This is a genomic window from Cystobacter fuscus (genome assembly GCF_002305875.1).
Taxonomy (GTDB): Bacteria; Myxococcota; Myxococcia; order Myxococcales; family Myxococcaceae; genus Cystobacter; species Cystobacter fuscus_A.
Genome location: NZ_CP022098.1, coordinates 9,702,101 through 9,716,659, shown reverse-complemented (window position 1 = coordinate 9,716,659; position 14,559 = coordinate 9,702,101). Strand labels below are relative to the sequence as shown.

Below are 14,559 nucleotides of genomic sequence, written 5' to 3'. Positions count from 1 at the left end.
ACTTCTTGTTCAGACAAACAAGACGCATCTGTACGTCTTGCTTTCGTCCGCTTCATCCAAGGCTTTCCAGACGGAAAGTTGAAGGTGGGGTGCCCGCGAAGCGGGGGGGAACGAGGGGGGCGGGGATTCTGCCCCTTCCGTCGTGAAGGCCGGAAGGGGGGACCCGTGTGCCGCCCGCCCTCGGGTCCCGCTGGGAACCGGGGCGGCCGGTTGGGGTATAGTGCGGGCCGCACTTCTCGTGCCCTTGCTTCCCATGCTTCGTTCGCGCCTTCGTCCCGTTCCCGCGCTCCTCGCGTCCCTTGCCCTCGTGTCCTGTGGGGGTCCCCGTCTCGAGGCGCAGAGCCTCCAGCCACCTCCGCCCGCCTCCAATGGGGGCCGGCCGGTGTCGGATCCTCCGCCCTCGCGCATCGTCATCCACGCCACCATCTTCCGCGAGGCCCTCATCCGGAAGATGGCCGAGAGCCTGCCCCGCTCGGGTGAGGGGGATGCCGACCTGCTGGCGGGCCAGAAGATCCACTACACCTGGCAGCGCGAGCCGGTGACGCTCAAGTTCGATCGCGGCCGCGTGGTGGTGGGCGTCAATGTCCTCGGGCGCTTCAACATGCTCGGGGAGCGGCAGATGCCCATCTCCCTCACCATCGCCGGCGAGCCGGTCATGACGGCCGACTTCAAGGCGCTCCTGCAGTCCACCGAGGTGCAGGTGGTGGCCTCCGGACCGGTGGACACCGTCAACCGGGCCATCGAGGACAAGCTGCGGAGCCTCGTGGGCAAGACGCTCGACGACTTCCGCTTCGACGTGCGCCCGATGGTGGCCAACGCCTTCTCCCGGCTCGCCCGGCCCATCGAGATTCCCGTGGGGGATCAGGTGGCGTGCGCCGAGCTGAAGGTGACCAACCTGGAGGCCTCGCCCACGGTGCTCGCCGATGGTTTCGAGAAGGACCTCGGCATCGTCGTGATGCCCTCGGTGACGCTGCCCTGCACCCCGGTGGCCAGCCTCGCCCAGGCCCCCGACGCCGGGACGGACACCCGGCTCGCGAGTGGCACCCCGGACGCCTCCGCGCAGCCGGCCACCTACGTGGTTGGCGCTTCCTCCGGAGATGGAGGAACCCCGGCGGACGGGGGCGTCGTGGCCAGCGACGTGCGCATGCCCTTGCTGCAGAACGTCTCCACCCTGCCTTCGGGTCCCTTCAAGGTGGTGGTGCCCGTGGCCGCGCGCTACGAGGAGCTGTCCAAGGCGCTCGAGTCCTCCATGAACGGGCGGCTGTTCTTCTCCGAATCCAACCCCGAGCTGTACATGGAGAAGCCCCAGGTCTACCCCTCGGATGACACGGTGGTCATCCGGATGAACCTCGGGGGTAGGGCCCGGGTGGGGGACTACTCGGTGGGTGTGGGCGGCGAGCTGTTCTTCGCGGGACACCCCCATGTCATCGACAACCAGCTCTCCGTGCCGGACCTGGAGATCACCCCGGGCACGGCCAGCGAGCTGGTGAAGCTCAAGTTCGCCCTGGACTACGCGTCCATCCGCGATCAGGCCCGGCAGGCGCTCCGGGTGGACGTCTCCGAGCGGCTCGCGGCGGTGAAGGACAAGCTGTCCACCGAGGTGTCCTTCGACGACAGCCTGGGCTGTGTGCGCGGCCAGGTGCTGCGCTCCGAGGTGACGGGCGTCTACCCGCATCCCTCCTTCCTGCGCATCTACGTGCAGGTGGATGCCCAGCTCGGCCTGTACCTGCCCTGTAAGGGGTAGGGCGCCCGAAAACCCCTGCGGTGGAGGGAGGGACGCGTTAAGTCACGCCCCTCCCATTGCCTGGAGGGGTTGACGCACATGAACTACCGGATGCTGGGCCGCACGGGCCTGTATGTGTCGGAGCTGTGTTTCGGAGCGATGACGTTTGGCGGCGAGGGCTGGTTCAAGGCCATCGGGACCCAGGGCCAGTCCGAGGCCGATGCGCTGGTGGGCCGCTGCCTGGACACGGGCATCAACTTCTTCGACACCGCGAACGTCTATTCCAACGGCCTGTCCGAGCAGATCCTCGGCAAGGCGCTGGGGGAGCGGCGCAAGGATGTCGTCCTTGCCACCAAGGTGCGCGGGCGCATGGGTCCCGGTGCCAACGAGGTCGGCCTCTCTCGTGGACACATCATGGACTCGGTGCATGCCAGCTTGAAGCGGCTGGGCACCGACTACATCGACCTGTACCAGATTCATGGTTTCGATGCCGTCACCCCCATTGATGAGACATTGCGCGCGCTCGATGACCTCGTGCGTCAGGGCAAGGTGCGCTACCTCGGGGCCTCCAACCTCGCGGCCTGGCAGTTGATGAAGGCGTTGGGCATCAGCGAGCACCGGGGGCTCGCGCGCTTCGAGTCGTTGCAGGCCTACTACAGCATCGCGGGCAGGGACCTGGAGCGGGAGTTGGTGCCCCTGATGAAGGATCAGCAGGTGGGCTTGATGGTGTGGAGCCCGCTGGCGGGTGGTTTCCTGAGCGGCAAGTACCGCCGGGGAGCCCAGGGGCCCGAGGGTGCTCGCCGCCTCCAGTTCGACTTCCCCCCGGTGAACCAGGAGCGGGCCTACTCCGTCATCGACGTGATGGATGGCATCGCCAAGGCGCATTCCAGCTCGGTGGCGCGGGTGGCGCTGGCGTGGCTGCTGCACCAGCCGCACGTCACGACGATCGTCATCGGCGCCAAGACGGCCGAGCAGCTCGAGGACAACCTCGCGGCGCCCGAGTTGAAGCTCTCGCCCGAGGAGCTCGCCGCGCTGGAGACCGTCTCGGCGCTCCCCGCCGAGTACCCGGGCTGGATGTTGGACCGCCAGGGCCAGAACCGCTCTCCCGCGCAGAAGTAGCGGCGCTGGCGGTGTCGCTCAACCCAACAGGAGCCGTCAGAGGACTTGACTTGGGGAGTCAAGTCCGCTCCAGTGGGCGCCCACGTCATCGGTGCACGAGCCGGTGGACGTGAGGCGCACATTCACGGAGGGCCAGCACATGGCGGACGAGAAGGACGAGGGGCAGGGGCCCTTCCACCTCGGGAAGAGGTACGAAGAGGTGGAACCTGGGCTGGGTCGTCTCCACGAGGCTTGGCATGCGGGGACGGGGCGTCCGGCCTTGCTTCTGTTTCCATCGGATCGCGTGGAATGGAAACCAGACGGGCCCTGGGATGTGCGGTTCTCCTGCCAGCCCAATGCCCCCTCCGTCACCGTGATGGTGGATCGCTCGCCCGCTGCTCTTGACCTGACGGAACTGGCGGACATCCTGGTGATGATGTCCACCGCGGTGCAGTGCGTGGAGGACAATCCCCAGGCTCGAGCCCACCTGTTGAAGGGAGCTGTGAAGCCCCCGGTGCGGCGGGCCGCGCGAGAACGTGGGACGAGGCGCTTCCGGGCGGCGATGTCCGCCGTGGCCCTTGCCGTGGTCGTGCTGGGTCTGGGCGTCTGGCTGTTCTTGTCGAGCAACGCAGAGGACCCAAGACGCTTGGTATCGGACTCGCCCTTGGAGGTGTCATCCAAGACAGATGCCCCATTCTTGATCAATGCGGACGAAGGGGCCCCAGTGACTCTCTCCTATCCATTGCCCTCGCGGCCCTTCCGCAATCAGGCAACGGCACCCTGTAAGCCCAAATCCATTGAACTGGAGATTAATGGCGGGTGTTGGATGGAACTCGCTCAGAAGCCGCCCTGCGCGGATGTCGTGGCGGAGTACCAGGGCAAGTGCTACGCACCAGTTTCGAAGGACCGGAGCGGGGGCCGTCCGCCGCAATCTGCCAAGCCATGATTTGATGCCCAGCGGGAGTCTCCAGACGTCAGTGATCGTGGAAGTGCTGGTGAATGTATTTCTCCTGTCTTGTCTCCTGTCGTCCGTATACGGAGTATATGTCGGCAGGACTGATGGACGTGGAAGGTCATTCCTTTAACTGGCTGCGAAGCACTTGAGCTTCTTCCCAAGCGCGTGCAGCGCCATTTTTATCACCAAGGACTTGACGTATATTCGCGACATTATTGAGGGATGCTGCGAGATCCTCAATGGTTTGTGGGATGTCTCCCATGAGTTCACGGAGCTTGCGAGCGAGGGTGAGGGTTTCCTCATAGGATGCGCTTGCCGTTGTAAGATCGCCTAGAAGCATCTGGACGTAGCCTAACCTATCGAGGGATATACCAAGGCCACGGAGAACCTCGGGTGTATCTCCCAAGGCCGCGTGAAGCTGGCGGCGGAGCGAGAGGGCCTCGTTGTAGGCGACACTGGCGGTTGAAAGATTGCCCAAGTGCTTCTGCAAGTCTCCTACTCTATCGAGGGCAATGCATAGCTCGGCCAGCGTCTCAGGAGTGTCACCCAGGGTGGCGCGAAGCTGGCGACGGAGCGAGAGGGCCTCGTCGTATGCGGCGCTGGCAGTTGAAAAATTACCCAGGTGCCTTTGCGCACTTCCCACTCCATCGAGGGCAGTGGATAGATCGGCTAGCGTCTCAGGCGTGTCACCCAGGGTGGCGCGAAGCTGGTGACGGAGGACGAGGGACTCTTCATACATGGTGTTGGCAGATGCAACGTTGCCCAAACGCCGCTGTATGCTACCCAGATGATTCAGCGAGACGGAGAGATCGCGGAGGGTTTCGGGGGTATCGCCCAGGGTGGCCCGGAGTTGGCGGATGATAGCAAGGGACTCCTCGTAGGCCGTGCTGGCAGCTGAAAAGTTACCCAGGCGTTGTTGTACGGTCCCGACCTTGTCGAGGGAAATGGCCAGAGCACGGAGGGTTTCGGGGGTATCACCCAGGGTGGCGCGGAGTTGGCGGGTGAGTACGAGGGATTCCTCATAGGCAACGTTGGCGGACGGAAGGTGGCCGAGACGCTGCTGAACGTCACCCACGTTATGGAGGCATACAGAGAGAGCCCGGAGGATTTCAGGGGTATCGCCCTGTGTGGCGCGGAGTTGGCGGGTGAGGGCGAGCGATTCTTTGTAGGCAGTCAGGGCTGAATCGAGATCGCCCCGGGAGATGGCAATGTCTGACAGCTCATCCATCAGCAGTATGCGATAACTGCTGTTGCCATTCCCAAGGACTTTGGCCGCCTGCTCCAAGTGCTCTTCGGCTGCGGCCGGATCTCCATGCGCCCTTTCGGCCTGGGCGAGTTTTTGGAGCGACATCGCATGTAGGAGTGGCTCGCTCTGAGTACTCTTGAGGGTCAGCTCCCGTGCCTGTCGAGCTGCTTCGACGGCCTCGCCCGTTCGTCCGGCTGAAAGCAGCGCATCAGCCCGAGAATGCAAAACCTCCACCTTGTTTATGACGTCGACGAATGACTTCGCCAGAAGTCGCTCCGACTCGGCGAGAGTGAACTCCGTGAGCGCTTCAGCCTCCGAGCTTTTTTCTCTCTCGGCCCGAGCTGAAAAAATCTCCTGGTTCCGGTAGGACTCCCGTGGTTCCCTTTCCGCCACGGGGGGAAGTTCGACTACCAACGCCCGAATGGACCAGAGGTCCGAAGCCGCGTCCCGTATGAAGGGTTTCATCTCGGGAGAGGCGACGAGTACGAGACCTCCGTGCAGGTGCCTGCGCAAGGCATCACGCCGCTCGTTCATGCGAGAGACCAGTTCCAGCCACGCCTCCTTCCATGGCCATGCTGCTCCACCACTCGGGTCGAGGTGCAGGGCTTCGACCCATGTACATCCCGCATCCGCGAGTTCTGGGGTGAACAGGGTGGGAAGCACGCTCAGGAGGTCCGGGGGTGCTTCGGGATGGAGCGATGCCAACCGGCGTGTCTGCCCGCGGAGGAGTCGCTCTGTACGTCGACGGAGCACTCCTGATGACAACGGAGAAGGCGAAAAGACGAAGCCCAGCCAGAACCCCTCGGCCAGTTCCACCTGACGCCGCAATCTCTGCCACTCCGCTTCGCCTCCGGGGCCGATGTCCGCTTCGGTGCCGGGCTTCATGGCGTTCCCTGCCTCCCTGTCAGTGGGACTGCGTCTGGCGCCTGGTGGCTTCCTCCGCTTGAGCTTTCACCACGTCGCGCACGAGTGGATGCACGTCGTACCACTCGTTTCCATTACGGTAGTAGAGCGCGAGGTGGGTATCGAGATAGCGCGCGAGATCATGCAGCAGCTTGATGTCGGGGAGCGCGACCCCATGTGTGGTGGCGATCAAGTGGAGCCATTTCGCATCCGCGTCGGCGATGGGGAGGAACTCGGTGCGGACCTGGGCGATGGCCGCATCCACGGTGGTTTCCGGCACCGGCAGCCGATCGGCCCGGCGGATGATCTCAGAGAACAACCGCAGGAAGTCGCGCAGGTGTCCGCCAGACAGGAGGCTCAACCGATCGAGCGTCTCGCGCTCCGGGCCCAACAGTCGCTGCCAGTCGCCTCGCGCGGAGATGAGCCGCTCCAACAAGTCGAGCCCCGGTTGGAAGATATTTCTCTCGCTGTCTCGCACCTTCAACGCGGGTAGCACCTGGACTCCGCCCGGGGAGTAGAGCGTTCCCAGGTTGGGGTACAGCACCTTCAAGTAGGGGGGGATCGTGTAGACGACATGCAGGTGATCGAAATGGAGCTTGTCGCTGTGGCTGGTGAACAGGTTCACCACCGAGTCCTGGACGGCCGTCGCGTTGGTCGATGTCCCGCGAATGTGCTCCATCGAGTCCAGCAGGAGCACGACCTCTGTATCGGGGCCATGCCGCTCCTTGACCTTCTTCACGCAACCCGTGACGTAGGTACGGACATCCTCGACCAGCGCGCCCAGGTGTCCGGCCATGCGCTTCTGCAGCGTCTCCCGGAACGAAGGGTCGCTTTTGAGGGCAACCTTGATTCCTACCGTCGACATCTCCGGGACCTTGAGGTCCGTGCGCTTGAGGAAGTAGGTGAAGCGCTCCCAATAGCCTTCCTTCGAGGAATCATCCGGGAGGAAGCCCTCTTTTTGGAGCGCGTCTCCAAAGGCGCCAGCCACCGCCAGGAGGAAGTCGATGATGTCGACGCTCTGCGACAGGTTGATGTAGTCCTCGATGTCGCACAGCACGACCTTGTAGTCGCCTTGTTCGCTCAGGTACTTGCGAAGGCGGTGCAACTCGGTGCTCTTGCCGCTCCCCCGGAAGCCCGAGAAGAGTTGCACGCTCTGCCCGAGGGCGAACTGGATGGGCCGCGCCAGCAGTTTGACGGGGTCATGCGGGGCCAGCTCCGGCGTGTCATAGAGCGGCACGTAGCGGTTCGTATCGCTCGCCTTGAACTCGATGGGTTGGTCGGTGACCACGCGGAAGAAGGAGCGGAGGAACGCCAGGTCTTCGGTTTTCATTCGCGTTGTCCCAGTCGGAGAAGAGCGTTCTTTGGAGGGCAGGCCGCGGAAGCCCACCGGAACTGCCCGGCGCTTCCGACTCCCGCGCTCCTAACAGATGCGCCGCGGGCTGGCGAGGTGTTGGACCGTCTCATGGCGCTTGCCAGACGGACGCTCAGCGGGGTGCCACCATGCGCCAGCAGCGGTGGATGTGCTGGCGCTGGAAGTCCTCGGGGATGGAGCCCGGGGTGAGTTCCTCCACCTTCGCGTAGTGGCGCACGGCGGAGTCCTTCAGCTCGAAGCCCAGGAAGTTGGTGGAGAAGTAGAGGACTCCGCCGGGCGACATCAGCGCGCCGAGCGCCTCCAACATGCGCACGTGATCCCTCTGCACGTTGAAGGTCCCCTGCATGCGCTTGGACGTGGAGAAGGAGGGCGGATCGCATACCACCAGGTCGAACGTCTCCTCGGGGTTGTCTTTCTGGGACAGCACCCAGGCGAGCGCATCCCCGCGCAGCAGGGTGTGGCGCGCATTGGACAGGCCATTGAGCGCCAGGTTGTCCTCGGCCCAGTCGAGATAGGTATTGGACAGGTCCACGCTCAGGGTGCGCGTGGCCCCGCCCGCCGCGGCGTACACGGTGAAGGCGCCCGTGTAGCAGAACAGGTTGAGGAAGCTCTTGCCCCGGGCCTCCTCCCGCACCCGGGCCCGCGTCAGCCGGTGGTCCATGAACAGGCCCGTGTCCAGGTAGTCCCCCAGGTTCACCCAGAACTTCAGTCCCTGCTCCTCCACCACGAAGCGCTCGCCGCTCTCGCCCACCCGCCCGTACTGCGAGCGGCCCCACGGCTGGGGCAGGTGCGTCTTCACGTGGATGTACGCCGCCGGCACGTCCAGCACCTCCTTCACCGCCGCCAGCACCTCCTCGCGCTGCTCCTCCAGCCCTCCCTTGATGGCCTTGCGGCGGGGGTACTCCACCAGGTGCACCCGCTCGCCGTAGAGGTCCACGGCATAGGGGTATTCGGGGATGTCCCGGTCATAGACGCGGAAGGCGGTGAGCCCCCGGGCCTTCGCCCACTTGCGGAAGTGCCGCACGTTCTTGCGCAGGCGGTTGGCGAACATTCCTTCCCCCGCCTTGGCGCCCTGGTCCGCTGTCGTCATCCCGACGTGTCCTCTCCCGTGTGCCTGCTCCCTCTCTTCTCCGACTCTTCACCAGCCGGCAAGCGTTCCGAACCCACACCGTCCCGGGTTCGCCCGGCCTCCCGGGGACATGGGGAGTGTGCTAGTCCGCCGTCATGCGCTTCGACACCCTCGCCATCCACGCCGGCCAGGAGCCGGATCCCACCACCGGTGCCATCATGACGCCGGTCTACCTGACCTCCACTTATGTCCAGGATGGTCCCGGTGAGCACAAGGGCTACGAGTACAGCCGGACCCAGAACCCCACCCGCAAGGCGCTCCAGGAGTGTCTGGCGGCGCTCGAGGGCGCGAAGCACGGCTTCGCCTTCGCCTCGGGCCTGGCCGGCACGGCCATGTTGATGCACCTGCTCAACGCGGGCGACCACGTCGTCGTCTCGGACGACGTGTACGGCGGCACCTTCCGCATCTTCGACAAGGTGTTCCGGCGCCATGGCCTGGAGTTCTCCTTCGTGGACCTGTCCCGCCCGGAGTCCTTCGAGGCCGCCATCACCCCGAAGACGAAGATGGTGTGGGTGGAGTCGCCCACCAACCCCATGCTCAAGCTCATCGACCTGGCGCGCATCGCCGAGACGGCGAAGAAGCGCGGGATTCTCTCGGTGTGTGACAACACCTTCATGACCCCGTACTTCCAGCGTCCGCTGGAGCTGGGCTTCGACGTGGTGGCGCACTCCACCACGAAGTACCTCAACGGGCACAGCGACGTGGTGGGCGGCTTCGTGTGCACGAGCGATGACGAGCTCGCCCAGCGCATGGGCTTCCTGCAGAACGCGGTGGGTGGCGTGCCCGGCCCCATGGACTGCTTCCTGGTGCTGCGCGGCGTCAAGACGCTCGGCGTGCGCATGGAGCGCCACGCGCAGAACGCCCACAAGGTGGCCGAGTTCCTCGTCAAGCACCCCAAGGTGGGCAAGGCCACCTACCCGGGTCTGGAGAGCCACCCCCAGTACGCGCTCGCCCGCAAGCAGATGAAGGGCTTTGGCGGCATGATGACCTTCGACATCAAGGGCGGTCTGGACTCCGCGCGCCGCTTCCTCAAGGCCGTCAAGGTGTTCGCCTGCGCCGAGTCGCTCGGTGGCGTGGAGTCGCTCATCGAGCACCCGGCCATCATGACGCACGCCTCCGTCCCCAAGGAGACGCGCGAGCTGCTCGGCATCTCCGATGGGCTCATCCGCCTGTCCGTGGGCATCGAGGACGCGCAGGACCTCATCGACGACCTGAAGCAGGCGCTCGAAGTGGCGTGAGGAAGGTGGCTGTCCATGGCGAACGACGACAAGGCGCTCGAGGCGCTGCGGGAACTGGCGGGCAGGAAGGACGCGGATGCCTTCGCGTGGCTCAACCTCGGGCATGCCCTGCTGACTCGCGGGCGGTTCGAGGACGCCGCGGCGGCGTTCGAGCGCGCGCTGCGGCTGCAACCCGAGGAGCCCTCGGGCCTCATCTCCCTGGGCATGGCGCGGCAGGCGCTAGGCAAGGGAGAGGAGGCCCTGCGGCACTTCCTGAAGGCCACCGAGGTGGACCCGGGTGACTACCGGGCGCCCCTGCTCGCCGCGCGGCTGCTCGTCCATCAGGGCCAGCTCAACCGGGCCCTGGCGATGATGAAGCAGGCCCTGGAGCGGGTGCCGGACAAGGCGGAGCTCTACCCCGAGCTCATCAAGCTCTATCTGCTGCTGGGCGAGACGAAGGGCGCGATGCGCACGGCCGCCGAGTTCCGCACGCACAGCCCGCGCAGTGCCGAGGCGGCCTACCTGCACGGCCTGACGAACATGATGATGGGCCACACGCAGGAGGCCGAGCGGTTGTTGGACGCCTCGCTGTCGTTGGACCCGAAGGGCCTCGATGCGCGCCTGGCGCTGGCGAACATGCGCCGCATGGAGGGCGACGAGGTGGGCGCGCTGAAGTGGTTGGAGGAGGCCTGGAAGCTCGATCCCCAGGCGCCGGGGCCTGCGAACGAGCTGGCGGTGCTCTTCATGTCCCGGCCCGGGGGCTCGGCCCAGGCCGTGCAGCTCCTGGGGTTGGCGCTCGGGGCCCATCCCGACGAGCCGAGCCTGAACCTCAACATGGCGCTGGCGCTCGCCGACAGTGATGTGCCCAAGGCACGCGAGCACGCGCTCCGGGCCAAGGCGCGGGGGCCAAAGGGCATCCGGGAGCAGGCGGAGCGGCTGCTGTCCCGCCTGTCCTAGTCAGCGCGCCGGGAGCGGCTGGCCGAGCAGCTCCAGCGCCCGGGCCGCCGCGTCCGCCAGGGACTGGGAGCAGGGAAAACACCCCTCGCCGCAGCACGTGGGCCAGTCGGCGGGAGGGGTGCGCAGCAACTGACTCACGGCGAAGCGGTAGGCGGGTGGCAGGCCCACGTCCTCACAGGCCCGCCGCACCGCGTCCTTCACCGCTTCGTCGTTCACCTCCACGGGGCGTGCTCAGCCCGCCACGCGGTGCAGGTGCTCGATGAGATCGATCTTCGTGATGACGGCGAGCACCTTCTCGCCCTCCTTCACCACGGCGACCTTGTCCTGGTTGAACACCTCGCGCAGCCGGTTGAGGCTCGTCTCCGGCGCCACCACGCCCTGCAGCGGCGTGACGATGCTGTCGATGGTGTCCGCGAACTTCACCTGGTTGGCCACCAGCGCGTTGAGCAGATCGTACTCGTGGATCATCCCGAGCGCGCGGCCGTCCTCGGCGAGCACCGGCATCTGGCTGATGCCGCGCTGGCGCATCGTCTCCACCACCTGGTCCACGCGCTGGCCCTTGCGCGCGGTGATGACGTCCTTCTTCTTGCCCTGGAGCAGATCGCGCACCGTGCCCGCGCCCTTCTCCTCCATGAAGCCGTTGTCGCGCATCCACTCGTCCGAGTGGAACTTGCTGATGTAGCTCATGCCGGTGTCGGGGAGGATGACGACGATCGTCTTGCCCTTGCCCACTTCCTTGGCGAGCTGCACCGCCACGTGCACCGCCGCGCCCGCCGAGCCACCCGCGAAGATGCCCTCCTCGCGCGCCAGCCGCCGCGCCGCCACGAAGCTCTGACGGTCATCCACCTGGCGCACGTCGTCCAGCACCTTGAAGTCCATGGCGCCGCACAGCATGTCCTCGCCGATGCCCTCGACCTTGTAGACGTGCGGCTCGGTCAGCTTGCCCGTCTTGAAGTAGCCCTCGTAGACGGAGCCCTCCGGATCCACGCCCACGTTCTTCAGGCCGGGGATCTTCTCCTTGAGGAACTTGCCCGCGCCGCTCATCGTGCCGCCCGTGCCCAGGCCCGACACGAAGTAGTCGATCTTCCCCTCCGTCTGCTCGAGGATCTCCGGCCCGGTGATCTTGTAGTGCGCCTCGATGTTGTCGGGGTTGTGGTACTGGTTGAGCATGAACGCGCCCGGGGTCTCCCGGTGGATGCGCTTGGCCGTCTCGTAGTAGCTGCGCGGATCCTCGGCCGGCACGTTCGTGGGCGTCACCACCACCTGCGCGCCAAAGGCCTTCAGGCGGTTGATCTTCTCCAGCGACATCTTGTCCGGCATGGTGAAGATGCACTTGTAGCCCTTGACCGCCGCGGCCAGCGCCACGCCCATGCCCGTGTTGCCCGAGGTGTTCTCCACGATGGTGCCGCCAGGCTTGAGCTTCCCCTCTCGCTCGGCCTTCTCGATGATGTAGAGCGCCATCCGGTCCTTGATGGACGCGCCGGGATTCATGAACTCGCATTTCACCAGCACCGTCGCGTCGTTCGGACCGACCAGGCGCTGCAGCTTGACCAGGGGGGTGTGGCCAATCGCCGAAAGGATGTTGTCGTGGATGTCCATCGGGATCTCTCGTTTGGGGTAGGGAGCGGCGCGCCCTTATTACCGCTCTGTGAGGGTGGGGTCGACCCCGACCGAAGTCATCCCCCCGGCCCCATTCAACACTCCGCTGGATTCCCCGTGTTCCGACGCGGCGCAGCGCGGAAGTGGACACGATTCACGTCCCGCGAGTGAAGGGAATGACGCGCTCCGGCGCAGGGGTTTTGACCCGGTCCGCGCGCGCTCCCATACTCGCGCGCCGCTTTCACCCACCCGTTGCAGGAGAACCGCATCCCTATGGAACTCGAGGCCGCGCTGCGCGACCAGGTCGGGAAGGCCATTGGCCGCCCCGTGCCCCAGGCTCCCATCACCAAGCTCAAGGGCGATGCGAGCAACCGCTCGTACTACCGTGTGGGCACCGCGCCAGAGAGCTGGGTGTTGATGGTGATGCCGCTCGATGCCTCGAAGAAGAGCGAGGAGGCATCCAAGGGCGAGCCGTCCAAGGAGCTGCCCTTCATCAACGTGCACCGCTACCTCGAGGGACTGGGCATCCGCGTGCCGCGCATCCTGCGCTACGACGAGCCCGCCGGGATGATGGTGCTGGAGGACCTGACGGACAGGACGTTCGAGGCGGCGCTCGAGGGCGGCAAGCACCGCGACGAGCTGTACACCCGGGCGGTGGATCTGCTCGCGCGCCTGCGCGCCCAGGCCGAGCGCCACGTGGACCCCCAGTGCCTCGCCTTCACGCGCGCCTTCGACGAGGACCTCTACGACTGGGAGCTGCACCACTTCCGGGAGTGGGGCATGGAGGCGTGGAGCGGGAAGAAGCCCACGGACGCCGAGCGCGCCGAGCTGGACCGCGTCTTCCGCGACATCGCCAGGCATCTGGCCGCCGCGCCCCGGGGCTTCACGCACCGTGACTACCAGAGCCGCAACATCATGGTGAAGGACGGAGAGCTGGTGGTCATCGACTTCCAGGACGCGCTCCAGGGCCCGCGCCAGTACGATCTCGTGGCGCTGCTGCGCGACAGCTACGTGGAGCTGGACCGCGGCTTCGTGGACGCCATGCTCGACCGGTACATCGCCACGTTCGCGCAGCTCACGGGCGAGCGCATCGAGCCCCAGGGCTTCAAGGCCTTCTTCGATCTGCTCACGCTGCAGCGCAAGATGAAGGACGCGGGCCGCTTCGAGTTCATCAACCGCGTGAAGGGCAACCCGGGCTTCCTGGTGTCCATCCCCGCGTCGCTGCGCTACGTGCGCGACGCCTTCGAGCGGCGGCCGGAGATGGGCGGGCTGCGCAAGCTGGTGGCGAAGTACGTGCCCGAGCTGGGCTGAACGCCGCACGAGAAGGAGAGGGGCCGCACATGAAGGCGATGATTCTCTGCGCGGGGCTGGGCACGCGCCTGCGTCCGTTCACCGAGCGCTGGCCCAAGCCGGCCCTGCCGTTCCTCGGCCAGCCCCTCTTCCGCTACCACCTGGCGGTGCTGCGCGGCGCGGGCGTGCGGGAAGTGGGCATCAACACCCACCACCTGCCAGACGTCATGGCGGCCACCGCTCGCGCCGAGTGCGAGCGTGCGGGACTCACGCTGCACGTGGTGCACGAGCCCGTCATCCAGGGCACCGGCGGCGGCATCCGCGGCCTGAGGGACTTCCTGTCGGGCGAGGACTTCCTCGTCTTCAACGGCGACATCCTCTTCCCGGTGGACCTGCGCCCGGTGGTCCAGGCGCACCGGGCGTCGGGCGCGGCGGCGACGATGGTGCTCCTGCCCATGCCGGAGAACGAGAAGTACGCCTCGGTGGACGTGGATGCGCGGGGCCAGGTGCGGCGCATCGCGGGCTTCGGGCCCGGAGGCGAGGGGCTCACCCCCTGGCACTTCACGGGCGTGCACGTGATGACCCCGCGCGTCTTCGACTTCATGACGCCCGAGGGGCCCGAGGACATCAATCGCGACGTCTACGTGCGGATGATGGCGGCGGGCGTACCCGTCCGGGGCGAGGGCGTGCGCGCGTACTGGTCGGACCTGGGCACGCCGTCGCGCTACCTGGCCACCGTGCGCGACGTGCTCTCCGGACAGGTGTCCCTGGAGGGGCTGGGCGGGGACTCTCCCTTCGCCCTGGCGCCCAAGGGGCCGGAGAACGCCTGGGCCCATGCCTCGGCCCGGGTGGAGGGGCGGGTGGTGGGACCGGCGCACTTCGACGCGGGGTGCACGGTGGCGCGCGGCGCGCACGTGGGCGCTTGCGTGTCCGTGGGCGCCGGTGTCCGGGTGGGGGAGGGCGCCCGGTTGGAGCGCGCCGCCGTCCTGGAGGGCACCGAGGTGGCGCCCGGAGAGTCGCTCGTGGAGGTGCTGGCCTGGGGCGCCCACCGGGTGGCGGCGCCGCTCTAG

12 protein-coding genes are annotated in these 14,559 nt (G+C 66.4%); 7 read left to right on the top strand and 5 right to left on the bottom strand.

Annotated features, from left to right (window positions below; translation table 11 throughout):
• Window positions 1-382: 382 nt before the first annotated feature.
• From CYFUS_RS39305 to CYFUS_RS39295, 3 genes are all read left to right on the top strand, one after another.
• Window positions 383-1,744, top strand: a complete 1,362-nt coding sequence (locus CYFUS_RS39305) for a DUF4403 family protein (RefSeq protein ID WP_157758919.1) — start codon at window positions 383-385, stop codon at window positions 1,742-1,744.
• 78 nt (window positions 1,745-1,822) lie between these two features.
• Window positions 1,823-2,842 (top strand): aldo/keto reductase, encoded by a 1,020-nt coding sequence (locus CYFUS_RS39300; protein WP_095989860.1) that lies wholly within the window; start codon window positions 1,823-1,825, stop codon window positions 2,840-2,842.
• Between the two features lie 139 nt (window positions 2,843-2,981).
• Window positions 2,982-3,767: a hypothetical protein gene (locus tag CYFUS_RS39295; protein ID WP_095992502.1), complete on the top strand. Its 786-nt coding sequence runs from the start codon at window positions 2,982-2,984 to the stop codon at window positions 3,765-3,767.
• Window positions 3,768-3,894: 127 nt separating this feature from the next.
• Here CYFUS_RS39295 and CYFUS_RS39290 read toward each other — a convergent pair whose 3' ends face one another.
• The 3 genes from CYFUS_RS39290 to CYFUS_RS39280 form a co-directional block, all read right to left on the bottom strand.
• Window positions 3,895-5,907, bottom strand: a complete 2,013-nt coding sequence (locus tag CYFUS_RS39290) for a tetratricopeptide repeat protein (protein ID WP_157758918.1) — start codon at window positions 5,905-5,907, stop codon at window positions 3,895-3,897.
• A gap of 19 nt (window positions 5,908-5,926) precedes the next feature.
• The gene (locus tag CYFUS_RS39285; protein WP_095989858.1) at window positions 5,927-7,255 is read right to left on the bottom strand and encodes a hypothetical protein; all 1,329 of its coding nucleotides are present in this window, start codon (window positions 7,253-7,255) and stop codon (window positions 5,927-5,929) included.
• Window positions 7,256-7,409: 154 nt separating this feature from the next.
• Complete coding sequence (locus CYFUS_RS39280) at window positions 7,410-8,387, bottom strand: class I SAM-dependent methyltransferase (RefSeq protein ID WP_095989857.1); 978 nt, start codon at window positions 8,385-8,387, stop codon at window positions 7,410-7,412.
• 134 nt (window positions 8,388-8,521) lie between these two features.
• Here CYFUS_RS39280 and CYFUS_RS39275 point away from each other — a divergent pair, with 134 nt between their 5' ends.
• Together CYFUS_RS39275 and CYFUS_RS39270 are read left to right on the top strand one after the other, a co-directional pair.
• Window positions 8,522-9,664 carry a cystathionine gamma-synthase gene (locus CYFUS_RS39275; protein WP_095989856.1) on the top strand — a complete coding sequence of 381 codons (1,143 nt, stop codon included), beginning with the start codon at window positions 8,522-8,524 and terminating at the stop codon, window positions 9,662-9,664.
• 15 nt (window positions 9,665-9,679) lie between these two features.
• Window positions 9,680-10,600 (top strand): tetratricopeptide repeat protein, encoded by a 921-nt coding sequence (locus CYFUS_RS39270; RefSeq protein WP_095989855.1) that lies wholly within the window; start codon window positions 9,680-9,682, stop codon window positions 10,598-10,600.
• On the opposite strand, the gene CYFUS_RS39265 is transcribed toward CYFUS_RS39270, so the two are convergent.
• On the bottom strand, window positions 10,601-10,822 hold the full coding sequence (locus CYFUS_RS39265) for a hypothetical protein (RefSeq protein ID WP_095989854.1): 222 nt from the start codon (window positions 10,820-10,822) through the stop codon (window positions 10,601-10,603).
• A 9-nt stretch (window positions 10,823-10,831) separates the two neighbouring features.
• Window positions 10,832-12,199 (bottom strand): pyridoxal-phosphate dependent enzyme, encoded by a 1,368-nt coding sequence (locus CYFUS_RS39260; protein WP_095989853.1) that lies wholly within the window; start codon window positions 12,197-12,199, stop codon window positions 10,832-10,834.
• Between the two features lie 273 nt (window positions 12,200-12,472).
• Here CYFUS_RS39260 and CYFUS_RS39255 point away from each other — a divergent pair, with 273 nt between their 5' ends.
• Together CYFUS_RS39255 and CYFUS_RS39250 are read left to right on the top strand one after the other, a co-directional pair.
• Window positions 12,473-13,510: an aminoglycoside phosphotransferase family protein gene (locus CYFUS_RS39255; protein WP_095989852.1), complete on the top strand. Its 1,038-nt coding sequence runs from the start codon at window positions 12,473-12,475 to the stop codon at window positions 13,508-13,510.
• Window positions 13,511-13,539: 29 nt separating this feature from the next.
• The gene (locus tag CYFUS_RS39250) at window positions 13,540-14,559 is read left to right on the top strand and encodes a nucleotidyltransferase family protein (protein ID WP_095989851.1); all 1,020 of its coding nucleotides are present in this window, start codon (window positions 13,540-13,542) and stop codon (window positions 14,557-14,559) included.

Excerpts from the sequence above, each read along its gene's own strand:
- CYFUS_RS39290 (WP_157758918.1), bottom strand. The coding sequence starts at position 5,907 with ATGAAGCCCGGCACCGAAGCGGACATCGGCCCCGGAGGCGAAGCGGAG.
- CYFUS_RS39280 (WP_095989857.1), bottom strand. The coding sequence starts at position 8,387 with ATGACGACAGCGGACCAGGGCGCCAAGGCGGGGGAAGGAATGTTCGCC.
- CYFUS_RS39295 (WP_095992502.1), top strand. The coding sequence starts at position 2,982 with ATGGCGGACGAGAAGGACGAGGGGCAGGGGCCCTTCCACCTCGGGAAG.
- CYFUS_RS39250 (WP_095989851.1), top strand. The coding sequence starts at position 13,540 with ATGAAGGCGATGATTCTCTGCGCGGGGCTGGGCACGCGCCTGCGTCCG.
- CYFUS_RS39270 (WP_095989855.1), top strand. The coding sequence starts at position 9,680 with ATGGCGAACGACGACAAGGCGCTCGAGGCGCTGCGGGAACTGGCGGGC.
- CYFUS_RS39255 (WP_095989852.1), top strand. The coding sequence starts at position 12,473 with ATGGAACTCGAGGCCGCGCTGCGCGACCAGGTCGGGAAGGCCATTGGC.
- CYFUS_RS39260 (WP_095989853.1), bottom strand. The coding sequence starts at position 12,199 with ATGGACATCCACGACAACATCCTTTCGGCGATTGGCCACACCCCCCTG.
- CYFUS_RS39300 (WP_095989860.1), top strand. The coding sequence starts at position 1,823 with ATGAACTACCGGATGCTGGGCCGCACGGGCCTGTATGTGTCGGAGCTG.
- CYFUS_RS39275 (WP_095989856.1), top strand. The coding sequence starts at position 8,522 with ATGCGCTTCGACACCCTCGCCATCCACGCCGGCCAGGAGCCGGATCCC.
- CYFUS_RS39285 (WP_095989858.1), bottom strand. The coding sequence starts at position 7,255 with ATGAAAACCGAAGACCTGGCGTTCCTCCGCTCCTTCTTCCGCGTGGTC.